Raw genomic sequence first — 16854 nt, 5'->3', positions numbered from 1 at the left:
GCTATTGATTCAGTAGCTTCCGGCGCTTGATGGACGGGCGCTGGCGGCTGATTTCATCCATGCAGCGCCGCAGGGGAGTGTTCCTCACTCATAGCCGAAGGAGCGCACGCGCGCCTCGTCGTCGGCCCAGCCCGAGCGCACCTTGACCCAGATTTCGAGGAACACCTTGGCGTCGAGCAGGCGTTCGAGCTCCTGGCGCGCCTCGGTGCTGATGCGCTTCAAGCGCTCGCCCTTGTCGCCGATGACCATGGCCTTGTGGCTGTCGCGCTCGACCACGATGGTGGCGGCAATGCGCACGAAGCGCTTGTACTGGCGGCTCTCCTCCTCGTCCCACTTCTCTATCATCACCGTCGAGGTGTAGGGCAGCTCGTCGCCCGTGAAGCGGAAGAGCTTTTCGCGCACCGTCTCGCTGGCGAGGAATTTCTCGCTGCGGTCGGTCAGCTCGTCCTCGGCGTACCACCAGGCTTGCTCGGGCAGGTATTTCTCGACGATGCCGTACAGGCGCTCGATGTCGCCCTTGCTCTTGGCCGACATGGGCACGAACTCGGCGAACGGGTGGCGCTCCTGCATGCCCTTGAGCCAGGGCGCGATCTCGGCGCGGCGGTGCACGGTGTCGAGCTTGTTGGCGATGAGCAGCGTGGGAATGCCGGGCTTGAACAGGCTCAGCACCTTGGCGTCCTGCAGCGTGAAGCTGCCGGCCTCGACGACGAAGAGGATCAGGTCCACGTCGCCGATGGCCCCCATCACGGCCTTGTTGAGCGACTTGTTCAGCGCCGTGCTGTGGCGCGTCTGGAAGCCCGGCGTATCGACGAAGACGAACTGCGTCTGGCCGCGCGTGCGGATGCCCGTGATGCGGTGGCGCGTGGTCTGCGCCTTGCGCGAGGTGATGGAGATCTTCTGCCCCACGAGCGCGTTCATCAGCGTGGACTTGCCCACGTTGGGCTTGCCCACGATGGCGATCAGCCCGCAGCGCTGGCCCGCGGCACTGGTTCCGCCGTCCGCCTGCGCCGCCGCCACCGTACCGCCGGGGCGCAGCGCAGCGAGCATGGAATCCAGGTCATTTTGGGTTGCAGCGCCCGCCGGGCTTGCGCCAGGAGCTACATTTTTGGGAGCATTCGTCATCGGTTTGCGCTTGTCAATTGGGCCAGCATGGCGGCCGCCGCGGCCTGCTCGGCCGCACGGCGCGAGGCCCCGCTGCCGTCCTGGCGCAGGTCCAGCTCGGCGATCTGGCACTCCACATGGAACACCTGCCGGTGCGCGGCGCCCGTGGTCTGCACCACACGGTACTGGGGCAATTGCATTTTGCGGCCCTGCAGCCACTCCTGCAACGCCGTCTTGGCATCCTTGGCCGCCGCGCGCAGGCGCGGGCTCAGCTCCACACCCTCGTACAGGCGGTGCACCAGGGCCTCGGCGGGCGCATAGCCCGCGTCCAGGTACACCGCGCCGATGATGGCTTCCAGAGCGTCGGCCAGGATGGAGGGGCGCTGGCGCCCGCCGGACTTGGCCTCACCCTCGCCCAGGCGCAGGACCTCGGGCAGGCGCAGGGCGAGCGCGAGTGCGTGCAGCGACTCCTGCCGGACCAGGTGGGCGCGCAGGCGCGAGAGCTCGCCTTCCGGCAGGTCGCTCAGTCGCTGGTACAGCAGGCTGGAGACCGCCAGGCTGAGCACCGAGTCGCCCAGGAACTCCAGGCGCTCGTTGTGTTCGCTGCCGAAACTGCGGTGCGTGACCGCCTGCTGCAGCAGCGCGGCATGGGAAAACGGGTGCTGCAGCCGCGACTGCAGCGCCATCAGGGGCGATGCGGACACCTATTCGACGGACTCTTGGAAGCGGTACACCAGGTACGCCGGGCCGGCGAGGGCGATCTCGCGCGAATACTTGAACGACACCACGACCTTGTCGCCACGCTTAGTGACCTCCAGGTCCTTGCCCGAGATGGAGTGGATGTCGTCGATGGCGGCCGCGCGGTCAAAGGCAGCGCGCACGTCGTTCACGGTCGATCCCTCGCGCGCAGCCTTCTTGGCGGCCTTGCCGATCGCGTGGTACTCGAGAAAGACGGGGATGGACTGCCCGCCCACGGCAAAGCCGGCCACGGCCAGCACGCCCACGAAGATCAGGCCAAAGAACGACAGGCCGCGCTGGCGGGCGCGGCGGGCGGATCGGAATGCGGTCATCTTGTCTCCCCTCTCGTGTGTCAGTGGAACGAACCGATGCGCTTGAGGTTGCCGAAGTTCATCCAGACGAAGAAGGCCTTGCCCACGATATTGGACTCCGGCACGAAGCCCCAGTAGCGCGAATCGAGCGAATTATCGCGGTTGTCGCCCATCATGAAGTAGTGGCCCTCGGGCACCTTGCAGACCACGCCTTCCACACTGTAGCGGCACTGGTCACGGTAGGCAAAATTGCTCGCCCCCTGCACGAAGGCCGGGGCTTCGGGGTTGACGATCAGGTGGTGGCGCTCGGCGCCGAGCTGTTCGTCGAACTGCTGGAAGTAGCGCAGGCTGCCTTCCTCGAGATAGTCCGGCAGGGCCGAGGCCGGCACCGGCTGGCCGTTGATGGTGAGGCGCTTGTTCAGGTAGGCCACCTCGTCGCCCGGCAGGCCCACCACGCGCTTGATGTAGTCCAAGCTGGGCTGCGGCGGGTAGCGGAACACCACCACGTCGCCGCGCTGCGGCGCATTGCCCTGTGTGACCTTGGTGTTGATCACCGGCAGGCGCACGCCGTAGGTGAACTTGTTCACCAGGATCAGGTCGCCGACCAGCAGCGTGGGAATCATGGAGCCCGAGGGGATCTTGAACGGCTCGAACAGGAACGAGCGCAGCAGGAACACGGCGGCGATCACCGGGAACAGGCCCGCCGTCCAGTCCAGCCACCAGGGCTGCATGAGCAGCTTGTCCTTGGCGGCGCGCACGTCGATGTCCACCTGAGCGATGCCCATGCGGTCGAGTTCGGCGCGGCGCTGGGCGGCGGCAGCCTCCACGGCCTCGGCCGCGCGCCGGCGCTGCGGCAGGAAGTACAGGCGCTCGGCCAGCCAATAGACGCCCGTGACCACCGTGGCCAGGAACAGCAGCAGCGCGAAATTGCCTTCGATGGCGCCGAAGTACCAGGCGCCGGCATAGCCGGCAAAGGCGGCCAGGATGCACGCGGTGAGGATGGAGATGGCCTGCATCAGTCTTCCACCTGCAAAATCGCCAGGAAGGCTTCCTGGGGCACCTCGACCGATCCGATCTGTTTCATGCGTTTCTTGCCTGCCTTTTGTTTTTCGAGGAGCTTGCGCTTGCGCGTGATGTCGCCGCCGTAGCATTTTGCCAGCACGTTCTTGCGCAGCGCCTTGACGGTCTCGCGCGCGATGATGTTCGCGCCAATGGCCGCCTGGATGGCCACATCGAACATCTGGCGCGAGATGATCTCGCGCATCTTGGCCGCCACCGCGCGACCGCGGTAGGCCGCCTGGCTGCGGTGCACGATGATGGAGAGCGCGTCCACCTTCTCGCCGTTGAGCAGGATGTCCACCTTCACCACGTCGGAGGGGCGGTACTCCTTGAACTCGTAGTCCATGGAGGCATAGCCGCGCGAGACGCTCTTGAGCTTGTCGAAGAAGTCCAGCACGATCTCGCCCAGCGGCAGCTCGTAGGTCAGCATGACCTGGCGGCCGTGGTACTGCATGTTCAGTTGCACACCGCGCTTCTGGTTGGCCAGCGTCATCACCGGGCCCACGTAGTCCTGCGGCATGTACAGGTGCACGGTGACGATGGGCTCGCGGATTTCCTCGATCTTGCCCTGCTCCGGCATCTTGGACGGGTTTTCGACCATGATGATCTCGCCGTCGCCCTTGAGCACCTGGTACACCACGCTGGGCGCGGTGGTGATCAGGTCCTGGTCGAACTCGCGCTCCAGGCGCTCCTGCACGATCTCCATGTGCAGCAGGCCCAGGAAGCCGCAGCGAAAGCCAAAGCCCAGCGCCTGCGAGACCTCGGGCTCGAAGTGCAGTGAGGCATCGTTGAGCTGGAGCTTCTCCAGCGCATCGCGCAGCGCGTCGTACTGGTTGGCCTCGGTGGGGTACAGGCCCGCGAACACCTGGGGCTGGATCTCCTTGAAGCCGGGCAGCGCCTCGCTGGCCGGGCCGGCGTTGTTCGGGAGCTTTTTCTCCAGCGTGATGGTGTCGCCCACCTTCGCCGCCTTGAGCTCCTTGATGCCGGCGATGATGTAGCCCACCTCGCCCGCACGCAGGATGTCGCGCGGCTGGTTGGCCGGGGTGAACACGCCGAGCTGGTTGGCCTCATAGGCCGCACCCGTGGCCATGAGCTTGATGCGCTCGCCTTTCTTGAGCTCGCCGTCGACCACGCGCACCAGCATCACCACGCCGACGTAGCTGTCGAACCAGCTGTCGATGATCATGGCGCGCAGCGGGCCGTCGGGCCGGCCCTCGGGCGGCGGCACCTTGGCCACCACGGCCTCCAGGATCTCGTCGATGCCCAGGCCCGTCTTGGCCGAGCAGGCGATGGCATCGCTCGCGTCGATGCCGATCACGTCCTCGATCTCGGCCTTGGCGTTGTCCGGGTCGGCCTGGGGCAGGTCCATCTTGTTGAGCACGGGCAGCACTTCCACGCCCAGGTCCAGCGCGGTGTAGCAGTTGGCCACGGTCTGCGCCTCCACGCCCTGCGAGGCATCGACGACCAGCAGCGCGCCCTCGCAGGCCGAGAGCGAGCGGCTCACCTCGTAGGAGAAGTCCACGTGGCCCGGGGTGTCGATCAGGTTGAGGTTGTAGACCTGCCCGTCCTTGGCCTTGTACTGCAGCGCGGCCGTCTGCGCCTTGATGGTGATGCCGCGCTCCTTCTCGATGTCCATGGAGTCGAGCACCTGGGCTTCCATCTCGCGTTCGGCCAGGCCGCCGCAGCGCTGGATCAGGCGGTCGGCGAGCGTCGACTTGCCATGGTCGATGTGCGCGATGATGGAGAAATTTCGGATGTGTTTCATCGACGGGAATCTGCGTCAGGGAAGGAACAATGCACCAGGCGGGCATGAAAAAAGGGCGCGTCGACGGAAGACGCGCCCTGAACCAACGATCTGTGGCAACTGCGATGGTTGGAGCCTCATTGTAGGCAAAAAGCCCCGCAAAAAAAGGCGTCCACGCAGTCGACCCAGAGCGTTGCAGAGCGGCAACGAAATGTTATGCACAATTTATCCACATGATGAGCACATCACACAGGGACATCCTGTGCGCGACCTGTGGATCGCTTGTGCGGTACCTGGCAATATCCCAAATCATGAAATCAGGCCATGCCGTTATACCGCTTGCCATGCCTTGGAAGGGCGCCATTCTAACAAATCGGCTATGTAGGCTGCGCCGGGGTGTGCCTGCCGGAATGGCCATGACCGGCACGCACAAAGGGTTATTCCTGCTCCCCGGCGGGCGCCCCCATGGCATCAGCGCGCGGGCCGGATCAGCGCGTACTGCGCCCACTCCCCGCGCCGGAACAGCACATTGACGGGCTTGCCCTTGTCGAGCCTGGCGACGGCGGCCTCGAAGTCCTTGACCGTGGCCACCTCCGTATTGGCGATCGCGAGGATGACATCGCCCTCACGCAGACCGGCGCGCGCCGCGGCCTCGCTGGCCGCGTCCACGCGCACGCCGCCGCGCAACCGCAGCTCCTTCTTCTGGGCATCGCTGAGGTCGGAGACCGTGAGCCCGAGCTGCTGGGCTGCCGCCGAGGCCTTGGGCGCACGGCCTTCGCGCTCGGAGGTCTTGGCGGCAGGTGCATCGGGCTCGACCTCGCCGATCACCACGCTCAAGTCCTTGGCCCGCCCGCGCCGGAACACCGTGATGGCGCTCTTGGTGCCGGGCTTGGTATTGCCAACCATGCGCGGCAGGTCCGCCAGCTTCTCGATGGGTTTGCCCTCGAAACGGGTGATGATGTCGCCCGCCTCGACGCCGGCCTTGTCGGCCGGGGAGCCGGTCTCCACGCCGGTCACCAGTGCCCCCTGCTGCTTGCCCAGGCCCAGGGATTCGGCCAGGTCACGCGACACCGGGCCGATCTGCACGCCGATGCGCCCGCGCGTCACGCGCCCGCTGGCACGCAGTTGCTCGCTCACGCGCATGGCCTCGTCGATGGGAATGGCAAACGAAATGCCCATGAAGCCGCCCGAGCGCGAGTAGATCTGGCTGTTGATGCCCACGACCTCGCCGCGCATATTGATCAGCGGCCCGCCCGAGTTGCCGGGGTTGATGGCCACATCCGTCTGGATGAAGGGCAGGTAGTCGCCGGTGTCGCGCTGCTTGGCGCTCACGATGCCGGCCGTCACGGTGTTGTCCAGGCCGAAGGGCGAGCCAATCGCCATGACCCACTCGCCCACGCGCAGGCGCCCCACGTCGGCAATGCGCACGGCCGGCAGGCCCGTGGCGTCGATCTTCACCAGGGCCACGTCGGTGCGCTTGTCCGTGCCCACGATGCGCGCCTTGAACTCGCGCTTGTCGGTCAGGGTCACGAAGACCTCGTCGGCGCCATCGACCACATGCGCATTGGTCAGCACATAGCCGTCCGGGCTGATGATGAAGCCCGAACCCAAGCCGCGCGCCTGCTCCTCTTCCTGTGGCCGCTGGGGGCGCTGCTGGCGTGGAACCTGGGGCATGGGAATGCCGAAGCGCTTGAAGAACTCCAGCATGTCCTCGTCCATGCCGCTAAAGGCGCCGCGCGTGCCCACTTTCTCCATGGTGCGGATGTTCACGACCGAGGGGCCGACCTGCTCGACCAGGTCACTGAAGTCGGGCAGGCCGCGCACCACGGGCGCGGGGGCGGCCGTCTGTGCCGCGGCGGGGGCGGCATGGCCCAGTGCCGCCGCCAGGCCCACGGCCGCAGCGCAGGCCAGCGTGTTCCACTGCTTTGCAATGCTTGCATTCATCGGTGTACCTCTCATGATGCGGTAGGCCGGCGGAGGCGCCGGCACCTGCTCTGTGAAGGCCGGGCACGCACTTTGGTTCCCCGTGCGCGCGGGCCGCGTGCGCACACGGCGCAGCGCCTGGGGATTCAGCGCTGCGGCTCTTCCAGCGTGGTGTTGCGCAGGAAGCGCGCCGGCATCTGCAGCGCATTGGCGCCGCTGTACTGCCTGCGGGCGGCGAGCAGTTCGTCGAGCCGCGGGTCGCGCAGCATGACCTGGCTGTCGGCCGCAGGCTGGGCAGCGACCTGCACGCTGGCGGTGTCGGCACGCGCGGGCGCCGCGGCCAGTTGGGCTCCGGCGGCCGGGCCGCGCACGGCGTCCAGCACATTCCAGCCCAGGGCCGAGACCGCCGCGAGCGAGGCAATGCCGGCCATCATCTTCCAGCGGAACAGCGCCTGGTTGGCCGCCTCGCCGCGCGCCAGCGCGCCTGCGCCCGGCGCCTGTCGCTCGGCGTGCGGCGCAGGGCGCGGCACAGCCGGCTCCTGCGCCAGGCGCTCGTGCAGCCCGGCCAGAAACGCCGGGGCCGCACTGGCACGCGCCAGCTCGGCCGAGCGCAGCGCATCACCGATGAGCTGGTACTCCAGCCACGCTTGCCGGCCTGCCGCCTGGCCGGCATAGTCCAGCACCGGCGGCAACTCTCCGGCAGGCAACTGGCCATCCGCCAGCGCCGACAACTGTTCACGCAATTTCAGTTCCTGGTCCATGCTCATACCTGCCTCGCCATCGTCTCACTCGCGTACGCCACCACCCCATCACCAGCGCTTGCCACTGCGGTTTTCCAGCAGCGGGCGCACACGCGCCGATATGGCCTCACGTGCCCGGAAGATGCGCGAGCGCACCGTACCGATCGGGCAAGCCATGGCCGTGGCGATTTCCTCGTAGCTCAAGCCCTCGATCTCGCGCAGCGTCACAGCCTGGCGCAAATCCTCGGGCAGCGCTTCCATCGCGGCATTCACAGCGGCCGCAATTTCCTGTGCTGCCAGCACGGTCTCGGGGGTTTCGTCGCTGGTTGGTTCCTGCACGGGGCGGGAAGTTTCATCGTCTTCGCCCTCGGGCCGCAGCGCCCCCTCGTACACCACGGGGTCGCGCTTGAGGTCCATCAAGGCCTTCTTGGCCGTGTTCACGGCAATGCGGTACAGCCAGGTGTAGAACTGGGCTTCGCCACGGAACTGGTGCAGCGCACGGTAGGCGCGCAGAAAGGTCTCTTGCGCAATGTCCTGCACCAGATCGGTGTCGCGCACCATGCGGCCGATGAGACGCTCGATGCGGCGCTGGTACTTGATCACCAGCAGGTCGTAGGCGCGCAAATCCCCGGCCACGGTGCGCTCGACCAGCAGCAGGTCGCTGTCGGCCGGGCTTGGCGGGGGAGAAGCGGACGATGGATGGGTCATGGCAATGGGGGCTTGCGGCTCACGGTCCTTCGTCCGGCCGGGTGGGAGGCGTCGCCGTGTCGGCAGAATCGACGCCGGCGCGCGAATATACCGCACGGCGCAGCGCGCTCCAGCGCTCGGGCTGGGTGCGCGATTCGAGCCAGAGCCAGCAGCGCGCGCCCTGCGGGGCCACCAGGCATACGCCCATGCGCTGCTGCAGGTCCAGGTGCACTTGCAGGCGCGCCTGCGCCAGGCTCTGCCTGCCCGCCTGCAAGTCCCAGTGGCTGCCCGTCCAGTGCAGCACGCCCAGCGGCTGCGCGTGCCACTGGCGCCCGGCGGACAGGCAGGCTGCCAGCCAAGCGCCCATGCAGGCCGGCACCACCCACCAGGCATGCTGCCCGGCACCCCACAGGGCCCAGACGAGCAGTGCGGCCAGGCCTGCCAGCGCCACGGCGCAGAGCACGCCGGCGAGCCAGCGGCTGCGCGCTACGGGATAGTGCACGGGCGGCGCCTGCCGGCGCGCGGCTGGGCCGGTCATGGCGCAGGTCCTGCGCACGCCGGCACAGGCGGGGCCGGGGCGCGGGGTGCCGGGCCGGCGTCAGACCCGGCGGAACACCAGAGTGCCGTTGGTTCCGCCAAAGCCGAAGTTGTTCTTCATGGCGACGTCGAACTTCAGGTCGCGCGCAGTATGGGCGCAGTAGTCCAGGTCGCACTCGGGGTCCTGGGCATCCAGGTTGATGGTGGGCGGGATCTGCTGGTGGTACAGCGCCAGGATGGTGAAGATGCTCTCAATGCCCCCGGCGCCGCCCAGCAGGTGGCCGGTCATGGACTTGGTGGAGCTCACGACGACCTGGTGCGCATGCGCGCCCAGGGCCGCCTTGATGGCGTTGGACTCGTTCACGTCCCCCAGCGGGGTGGAGGTGCCGTGCGCGTTGAGGTAGCCCACCGCATCGGCCGGGAGACCGGCGTTGCGCAGTGCAGCGAGCATGGCGCGGCGCGGGCCGTCCATGCTGGGGGCCGTCATGTGACCGGCGTCGGCGCTCATGCCGTAGCCCGAGAGCTCGGCGTAGATGCGCGCGCCGCGGGCCTTGGCATGCTCGTACTCTTCCAGCACGACCACGCCGGCACCCTCGCCCAGCACGAAGCCGTCGCGGTCCTTGTCCCAGGGGCGGGAGGCCGCCTGGGGGGCGTCGTTGCGCGTGGACAGCGCACGCATCGCGGCAAAGCCGCCTATGCCCAGGGGCGAGACCGTGGCCTCCGAGCCGCCGGCCACGACCACGTCGGCATCGCCATACTCGATCATGCGGCCCGCCTCGCCGATGCAGTGCAGGCCTGTGGTGCAGGCGGTGACGACGGCGAGGTTCGGCCCCTTGAAGCCAAAGCGCATGGACACATGGCCCGCCACCATGTTGATGATGGACGCCGGGACGAAGAAGGGCGTGATGCGCCGCGGGCCGCGGTTGACGTACTCGGTGTGGGTTTCCTCGATCAGCGGCAGGCCGCCGATGCCCGAGCCGATGACGCAGCCAATGCGCGTGGCCTGCTCTTCGCTCAGGGCATCGCCCGTGGGCAAACCTGCGTCACGCACGGCCTGGGTGGCCGCGGCGATGCCGTAATGGATGAACGAGTCCATGCTGCGCGCCTCCTTGGCGCTGATGTAGGACTCGAGGTCAAACCCCCGGACCTCGCCGGCAATTCTGCAGGCGAAGTTCGACGCATCGAACTTGGTGATGAGGTCAATGCCGGATTTACCGGCCAGGAGGTTGGCCCAGGCATCAGCCACCGTATTGCCTACGGGAGTGACACAGCCCAGGCCGGTCACGACTACGCGACGACGGCTCATGCGTGAAAAAACCTTGTGCTGATCGCTGCAGGTACAGCGGCGCGCGGTGCGCCGCTCAGGACTTCTGGTGTGCCAGGGCGTAGTCGATGGCGTTTTGCACCGTGGTGATCTTCTCGGCGTCTTCGTCCGGAATCTCGATGCCGAATTCGTCTTCCAGCGCCATCACCAGTTCCACCGTGTCCAGCGAGTCGGCACCCAGATCGGCCACGAAGGCCTTTTCATTGGTGACCTGGGACTCTTCCACGCCGAGTTGTTCGGCAATGATTTTTTTGACACGTGCTTCGATATCGCTCATGGGTTTCCCTCTGGGGGTTGTGAATGGATCCGCGATTCTAGCCGTTTAAGGAATGTGCCCTAAACCGCCCGCCGCACGGATGGATCGGCGTGTTTCTAGCGCGGCATGCTACATATACATGCCGCCGTTGACGTGCAGCTCCTGCCCGGTCACGTAACCCGCCTCGCGCGATGCCAGGTAGGCCACGGCGTGGGCGATGTCGACGGGCTGGCCCATGTGGCCCAGCGGAATCTGCGCCTGCAGGGCCTTGTGCTGCTCTGCGGACAGCTCGGCCGTCATGTCGGTCTGGATGAAGCCCGGCGCCACGCAGTTGACCGTGATGTTGCGGCTGCCCAGCTCGCGCGCCAGCGAGCGCGTCATGCCCGCCACGCCCGCCTTGGCGGCAGCGTAGTTGGCCTGGCCGGGGTTGCCCGACGCACCCACCACGCTGGTGATGCTGATGATGCGGCCGTAGCGCTGCTTCATCATGGGCTTGATCGCGGCACGGCTGACGCGGAACACGGCCTTGAGGTTGGTGTCCAGCACGGCGTCCCAGTCGTCGTCCTTCATGCGCATGGCAAGCTGGTCGCGCGTGATGCCGGCGTTGTTCACCAGCACATGCAGGCCGCCCTGGCCCTTGACGATGCCGTCGATCAGCGCCTCGACCGCCGCCGCGTCGTTCACATTGAGGTTGGCACCCCGGCAGCCCGGGTAGGCGGCCAGCGCCTGGGTGATGCGCGCTGCGCCATCGTCGGTGGTGGCCGTGCCGATGACCTGGTGGCCGCGCGCGGCCAGTTCCAGGGCGATGGCGGCGCCGATGCCGCGCGAAGCACCCGTGACCAGCGCCACGGTGGGGGTTGCGGTGGATGCGCTCATGCCAGCAGTTCCTTCACTTCATTCAGGGTGGCCGGGTCGTACAGTGCCGCGCCCGTCAGTTCGGCGTCGATGCGCTTGGTCATGCCCGCCAGCACCTTGCCGGGGCCGCATTCGACGATGTGGGTGATGCCGCGGGCCTTGAGCGCCTGCACGCACTCCACCCAGCGCACGGGGCCGAAGGCCTGGCGGTAGAGCGCGTCACGGATGGCGTCGGCGTCCTGCTGCACGGCCACGTCGATATTGTTGAGCACCGGGATCTGCGGCGCCGCCAGTGGCGTGGTGGCCAGGGCGGCACGCAGCTTCTCGGCGGCAGGCTTCATCAGGCTGGAATGAAAGGGCGCCGACACCGGCAGCGGTAGCGCGCGCTTGGCACCGGCGGCCTTGAGGGCTTCGCAGGCCTTCTCGACGGCCGCCTTGCTGCCTGCAATCACGGTCTGGGCCGGATCGTTGAAATTGACCGCCTCGACCACTTCAGTGCCGTTTTGGCCCAGGGCGCGCGTCACTTCTGCGCAACCAGCTATTACTTTTGCTGCACCCAGGCCCAGAATCGCGGCCATGGCGCCGGTGCCCACGGGCACGGCTTCCTGCATGGCGGCGGCGCGCAGGCGCACCAGCGGCGCCGCCTGGGCCAGCGTGAGCACGCCGGACGCCACCAGCGCCGAGTATTCGCCGAGCGAGTGCCCGGCCACAGCGGCCGGTAGCGCACCGCCCTCGGCGCGCCAGACGCGCCAGGCTGCCACGCCGGCCACCAGCATCACCGGCTGGGTGTTGGTGGTCAGGGCCAGCGCCTCCTTGGGGCCTTCGTGGATCAGGCGGCCCACGTCTTCGCCCAGGGCGTCGGACGCTTCCTGCAGCGTCTGGGCCACAGCGGGGTGATCGCCCCAGCCATCGAGCATGCCCACGGCCTGCGAGCCCTGGCCGGGAAAGACGAATGCGAAATTCTTCATGGTGGTTCTGAAAAATACAGTCAAATCGGCCTCTAGCGCTTATCCATCAAGCGCCAAAAGCTACATTTTCAATAGCACAGCGCCCCAGGTGAAGCCGCCGCCCACGCCTTCGAGCAGCACCGTCTCGCCCCGGTGGATGCGCCCGGCGCGCACCGCATGGTCCAGCGCCAGCGGAATGGACGCCGCAGAGGTGTTGCCGTGTTCGTGCACGGTGACCACCATGCGCTCGAGCGGCAGCCGGAGCTTGCGTGCCGTGCCCTGCATGATGCGGATATTGGCCTGGTGCGGAATGAGCCAGTCGATGTCGGATGCGGCCAGCCCCGCCTTGTCCAGGGCGGCGCGCGCCGCGCTCTCGAGCACACCCACGGCGAGCCGGAACACGGCGGGGCCGTCCATGGTCAGCAGGGGGTGGCCCGTGGCCTGGCCGCCCGAGACATGGCCCGGCACGCACAGGATGCCCACATGGCGCCCATCGGCGTGCAGGTCGCTGGCCAGAATGCCCGGTTCGTCCGAAGCCTCCAGCACCACGGCACCGGCGCCATCGCCGAAGAGCACGCAGGTCGTGCGGTCGTTGAAATCCAGGAGGCGGCTGAAGATTTCCGCCCCCACCACCAGGGCGCGGCGCGCCGTGCCGGCACGGATCATGGCGTCCGCCACCGTGAGCGCATAGACGAAGCCGCTGCACACCGCCTGCACGTCAAAGGCCGGGCAACCCACGATGCCCAGCTTGTTCTGCAGAATGCAGGCCGTGGAGGGAAACACCATGTCCGGCGTGGACGTGGCGACGATGATGAGATCGATGTCCTGCGCCGCCACGCCGGCCGCCTGCAGGGCCTGGCGCGCAGCCTCCAGCGCGAGGTCGCTGCAGGCCACGCCGGCGTCGGCGAAGTGGCGCGCTTCGATGCCGGTGCGCTCGACGATCCATTGGTGGGAGGACTCGATCCCCCGGGCGGCCAGGTCGGCCACCAGTTCGGCATTGGTGACGCGGCGCGGCGGCAGGTAGCTGCCGGTGCCGGTGATACGGGAATAGCGTGTGTTCAAGGCTGGGTGGCCGCCGCCTCCGGGACGGACTGGGCAGCGGCAGGCATCAGCAAGGGGGCCGCATGCGCAATCCGGGACCGGACTCGGTCGAGCAGGTTGTTGCGGGCCGCATCATACGCCCGGTTCAAGGCCTGCTCAAAGGCCAGCACATCGGCCGAACCATGGCTCTTGAACACCAGCCCGCGCAGCCCGAGCAGGGCCGCGCCGTTGTAGCGCCGGTAGTCCATGCGCTTCATCAGCGCAGATAGCACCGGATACGCAATGATGGCGGCAATTTTGGTGAAGATATTGCGCTTGAACTCTTGCTTGAGTCCACCCACGATCATCGAGGCGACCCCTTCGCTGGCCTTGAGAGCGACGTTGCCCACAAAGCCGTCGCAGACGACGATATCCACCGTGCCCTTGAAGATGTCATTGCCCTCGACGTTGCCGTAGAAGTTCAAATCGCCGGAGTTAGCCGCAGATCGCAGCAATTCGCCAGCCCTCTTGATGATTTCACTGCCCTTGATGGTTTCTTCGCCAATATTGAGCAGGCCTACGGCGGCGGGCGAGCCCTCCTGCAGCACCGACACCAGGGCCGAGCCCATCACCGCGAACTGCAGCAGGTGCTCAGCCGAGCAATCGACGTTGGCGCCGAGGTCCAGCACGGTGGTGGCGCCGCCCTTGTCGTTGGGCATCTGGGTGGCAATGGCCGGCCGGTCTATGCCGTCGAGGGTCTTGAGCACGTAACGGGCAATCGCCATGAGCGCGCCCGTATTGCCCGCGGACACGGCGGCGGCCGCCGCCCCCTCCTTCACCTGCATGATGGCCACGCGCATGGAAGAGTCCTTCTTGCGGCGCAGGGCCACCTCGATGGGATCGTCCATGGCGACCACCTCGCTCGCCGGCACCACGGTGGCGCGCTCATGGGCAAAGCCCTGCAGGGCCGCAGGCAGGCCCACGAGGAGCAGGCGCGCATCGGCGTGCGCATCGAGGAAATGGCGGCACGCCGCCAGCGTGACATGGGGGCCATGGTCGCCGCCCATGCAGTCAACAGCCAGTGTGATCATGCAACAGGATTCTGGTGAAACGGCTCCCCTTGCCGGGCGCGCAGAACGCACATACGACAAAGGCCCGTGCTACGGTACGGTAGCTACGGGCCTGGGAGGAAACGGCCTCGGGCAAATGCCGATCAGGCTTCCGACTTGTTCTTCAGCACCTGGCGGCCGCGATAGAAGCCGTTGGGGCTGATATGGTGGCGCAGATGGGTTTCGCCCGTGGTGGGTTCCACAGCGATGCCCGGCACCGTCAGTGCATTGTGCGAGCGGTGCATGCCGCGCTTGGACGGCGATTTCTTGTTTTGCTGAACAGCCATGAGGGGCTCCTGGTCTTCAAAAGGTGTTGGTGAAAACGCGATCAGCCCAACCAAAGACACGAGGGGTTTCGCGCGAAGCCTGCCATTATAGCGCAAACCCGGGCTCGCTCGCCAGCACTGGAAAACCCAGCACCACACACAGCCCGCCCAGGCGCCGGGAGGACTCCAGAACGAGCGTCGCACCGTGCAGCCGAGCGATGGCGTGCACGATGGCCAGCCCCAGTCCGCTGCCTCCAGCGCCCTGCGCGCCCGCGGCCGTGCGGTAGAAGCGGCCGAACACCCGGCCGCGCTCGGCCTCGGGAATGCCCGGGCCGCTGTCCTCCACCACCAGTTCGACCACGGGTACCGGCCCGCTCGGCCCATCCGGGCGGGCGGCCGTGCGCAGGGTCACATCCACCGTGCCGCCGGCGGGCGTGTATTTGATGGCGTTGTCCAGCAGGTTGCGCACCAGGATGCGCAGCGCCTCCTGCTGCCCGGCAATGGCTGGCAGCGGCGCCTCGGGCAACGGCGCCAGGCCCAGGTCTATGCCGCGCGCCTGGGCCGCCGGCGCCAGATCGGCCAGCACCAGGCGCACGACCCCGGCCAGGTCCACCGGTTCGGCCGGGGCGCCTTGCGCTGCGTGGGCTTCCTGGCGCGCCAGCACGAGCAGTTGCGCGACCAGGCCCGCGGCACGGTCGATGCCGGCTTCGAGGCGCGCCACGGCCAGGCGGCGCGCCGCCTCGTCCTGCGCCCGGCGCAGGCCCTGCACCTGCAGCTTGAGCGCCGCCAGCGGCGAGCGCAGCTCGTGCGCCGCATCGGCCACAAAATGGCTCTGCGCCTCGAAAGCCTGCTGCACGCGCGCAAACAGCAGGTTGAGTTCACGCACCAGCGGCTCCACCTCGTCGGGCAGTGCCGCCGCATCCACGGGCGACAAATCGCCCGCCTGGCGCTGCGCCAGCTCGCTGCGCACCCGCTCGACCGGGACCAGCAGGCGGCTCACGGCGGCCCACACCGCCAGGGCCAGCAGCGGCGCCATCAGGGCCAGGGGCAGCAGGGAGCGCAGCGCCAGCGCCCGCGCCATGGAGCGGCGCACCGCCATGTCCTGCGCGACCTGGATGACCTGCGCGCGCGTCTGCAGGGAAAACACCCGGTAGGTGGTCCCGCGCGCCCGCACGTCGGCAAAGCCCAGCACGGCCATCTGCGGCAAGGCCGCCCCCACGGCAGATTCAAAGATGCGCAGCCCCTCCTGGGTCCAGATCTGGACGATGAATTCGTGGTTCTCGTCCTCGGGCAGCGGCGCGGGCCCAACGCCCGGCGCCATGGGTGGCAGCCCGGCGCGCAGGGCAAAGGCCGTCTGCTGCATGTGGTAGTCGAACAGGGCGTCGGCTTCGGCCAGGGCGCTGCGGTAGGCCAGCGCCCCCTGCACCGCCGCGGCCAGGGCAATGGCCGCGAGCAGGAAGACCAGCAGGCGCACGCGCAGGGAGCGCGGCAGGCCCACGGGCGACCGCCTGGCCGTATTCATGCCTTGGGCACCATATAGCCCACGCCGCGCACGTTGAGCACCAGGCCCGCGCCGAGCTTCTTGCGCAGGCCATGGATGTAGACCTCGACCGCGTTGCTGCTGACCTCTTCGCCCCAGCCGTAGAGCTTGTCCTCCAGTTGCTGGCGCGAGAGCACCGCCCCTGGACGGGCGAGCAGCGCTTCGAGCACCGCCCATTCGCGCGCCGACAGCACCACGGCGCGCCCCTGCACGCGCACCTCGCGCGTGGCCGGGGCTATGGCCACGCCCTGGTGCTCGTACACCGGCTCGGCGCGTCCGGCGGCGCGGCGCAGCAGCGCGCGGATGCGTGCCAGCAGTTCGTCGAAATCGTAGGGCTTGAGCACGTAGTCGTCGGCACCGGCATCGAGCCCTTCGATGCGCTGGGCCACGCCGTCGCGCGCCGTGGCCACGAGCACGGGAGTGCGGTCCCGGCGCGCCCGCAGGCCGCGCAGCACGGCCAGGCCGTCGCGGCGCGGCAAGCCCAGGTCCAGCAGCACCAGATCGTAGGCTTGCGCGGCCAGCGCCGCATCGGCCATGGCGCCATCGGTCGCCCAGTCCACGGCATAGTGCTCGCCGCGCAGCAGATCACGCACGGCTTCACCGATCATGGGATCGTCCTCGACGAGCAGCAGGCGCATGGGAAATCCACGGTTCGGCCAGGGGCGGGGCGGCGGCACCGGCCCTGGCCTGGCTATCG

General features: G+C 68.0%; 18 protein-coding genes. All 18 read right to left on the bottom strand.

All coding sequences use genetic code 11. The features are described 5' to 3' along the window. Window positions 1-84: 84 nt before the first annotated feature. Window positions 85-1122 carry a GTPase Era gene (gene era, locus CGR01S_RS08245; protein WP_042425049.1) on the bottom strand — a complete coding sequence of 346 codons (1038 nt, stop codon included), beginning with the start codon at window positions 1120-1122 and terminating at the stop codon, window positions 85-87. Continuing rightward, window positions 1119-1787, bottom strand: coding sequence for a ribonuclease III (gene rnc, locus CGR01S_RS08240; RefSeq protein ID WP_042425300.1), 669 nt, complete (start codon window positions 1785-1787; stop codon window positions 1119-1121). The genes era and rnc overlap by 4 nt, the downstream gene beginning before the upstream one ends. An 18-nt stretch (window positions 1788-1805) precedes the next feature. Next, on the bottom strand, window positions 1806-2171 hold the full coding sequence (locus tag CGR01S_RS08235) for a DUF4845 domain-containing protein (RefSeq protein ID WP_042425046.1): 366 nt from the start codon (window positions 2169-2171) through the stop codon (window positions 1806-1808). Window positions 2172-2191: 20 nt separating this feature from the next. Then, window positions 2192-3166, bottom strand: a complete 975-nt coding sequence (lepB, locus tag CGR01S_RS08230; RefSeq protein WP_042425042.1) for a signal peptidase I — start codon at window positions 3164-3166, stop codon at window positions 2192-2194. Further along, window positions 3166-4974, bottom strand: coding sequence for a translation elongation factor 4 (gene lepA, locus CGR01S_RS08225; protein WP_042425039.1), 1809 nt, complete (start codon window positions 4972-4974; stop codon window positions 3166-3168). The genes lepB and lepA overlap by 1 nt, the downstream gene beginning before the upstream one ends. Before the next feature lie 450 nt (window positions 4975-5424). Beyond that, window positions 5425-6897, bottom strand: a complete 1473-nt coding sequence (locus CGR01S_RS08220; RefSeq protein ID WP_042425036.1) for a DegQ family serine endoprotease — start codon at window positions 6895-6897, stop codon at window positions 5425-5427. Between the two features lie 125 nt (window positions 6898-7022). Beyond that, window positions 7023-7637 carry a sigma-E factor negative regulatory protein gene (locus CGR01S_RS08215; protein ID WP_042425298.1) on the bottom strand — a complete coding sequence of 205 codons (615 nt, stop codon included), beginning with the start codon at window positions 7635-7637 and terminating at the stop codon, window positions 7023-7025. Between the two features lie 48 nt (window positions 7638-7685). Further along, on the bottom strand, window positions 7686-8324 hold the full coding sequence (rpoE, locus tag CGR01S_RS08210) for an RNA polymerase sigma factor RpoE (RefSeq protein ID WP_042425032.1): 639 nt from the start codon (window positions 8322-8324) through the stop codon (window positions 7686-7688). Window positions 8325-8343: 19 nt separating this feature from the next. After that, window positions 8344-8841, bottom strand: coding sequence for a hypothetical protein (locus CGR01S_RS08205; RefSeq protein ID WP_042425029.1), 498 nt, complete (start codon window positions 8839-8841; stop codon window positions 8344-8346). Window positions 8842-8901: 60 nt separating this feature from the next. Beyond that, on the bottom strand, window positions 8902-10146 hold the full coding sequence (gene fabF, locus CGR01S_RS08200; protein WP_042425026.1) for a beta-ketoacyl-ACP synthase II: 1245 nt from the start codon (window positions 10144-10146) through the stop codon (window positions 8902-8904). Window positions 10147-10201: 55 nt separating this feature from the next. Next, window positions 10202-10441 carry an acyl carrier protein gene (acpP, locus tag CGR01S_RS08195; RefSeq protein WP_042425023.1) on the bottom strand — a complete coding sequence of 80 codons (240 nt, stop codon included), beginning with the start codon at window positions 10439-10441 and terminating at the stop codon, window positions 10202-10204. A 108-nt stretch (window positions 10442-10549) separates the two neighbouring features. After that, on the bottom strand, window positions 10550-11296 hold the full coding sequence (fabG, locus tag CGR01S_RS08190; protein WP_042425021.1) for a 3-oxoacyl-ACP reductase FabG: 747 nt from the start codon (window positions 11294-11296) through the stop codon (window positions 10550-10552). Then, window positions 11293-12243 (bottom strand): ACP S-malonyltransferase, encoded by a 951-nt coding sequence (gene fabD, locus CGR01S_RS08185; protein WP_042425018.1) that lies wholly within the window; start codon window positions 12241-12243, stop codon window positions 11293-11295. Before fabD ends, fabG begins: the two co-directional genes overlap by 4 nt. Before the next feature lie 60 nt (window positions 12244-12303). Further along, window positions 12304-13284, bottom strand: a complete 981-nt coding sequence (locus CGR01S_RS08180) for a beta-ketoacyl-ACP synthase III (protein WP_042425015.1) — start codon at window positions 13282-13284, stop codon at window positions 12304-12306. After that, window positions 13281-14333: a phosphate acyltransferase PlsX gene (plsX, locus tag CGR01S_RS08175; protein WP_042425012.1), complete on the bottom strand. Its 1053-nt coding sequence runs from the start codon at window positions 14331-14333 to the stop codon at window positions 13281-13283. Before plsX ends, CGR01S_RS08180 begins: the two co-directional genes overlap by 4 nt. Before the next feature lie 122 nt (window positions 14334-14455). Beyond that, on the bottom strand, window positions 14456-14638 hold the full coding sequence (gene rpmF, locus CGR01S_RS08170; protein WP_011794326.1) for a 50S ribosomal protein L32: 183 nt from the start codon (window positions 14636-14638) through the stop codon (window positions 14456-14458). An 85-nt stretch (window positions 14639-14723) separates the two neighbouring features. Further along, window positions 14724-16139 (bottom strand): ATP-binding protein, encoded by a 1416-nt coding sequence (locus CGR01S_RS08165; protein ID WP_042425006.1) that lies wholly within the window; start codon window positions 16137-16139, stop codon window positions 14724-14726. Beyond that, on the bottom strand, window positions 16136-16795 hold the full coding sequence (locus CGR01S_RS08160; protein WP_042425003.1) for a response regulator transcription factor: 660 nt from the start codon (window positions 16793-16795) through the stop codon (window positions 16136-16138). The genes CGR01S_RS08165 and CGR01S_RS08160 overlap by 4 nt, the downstream gene beginning before the upstream one ends. Between the last annotated feature and the right edge of the window lie 59 nt (window positions 16796-16854).

Source organism: Comamonas granuli NBRC 101663 (genome assembly GCF_000739995.1).
Classification (GTDB): Bacteria; Pseudomonadota; Gammaproteobacteria; order Burkholderiales; family Burkholderiaceae_C; genus Simplicispira; species Simplicispira granuli.
Note: the sequence above shows the minus strand (reverse complement) of the source record. Positions and strands in the feature narration are given on the sequence as shown.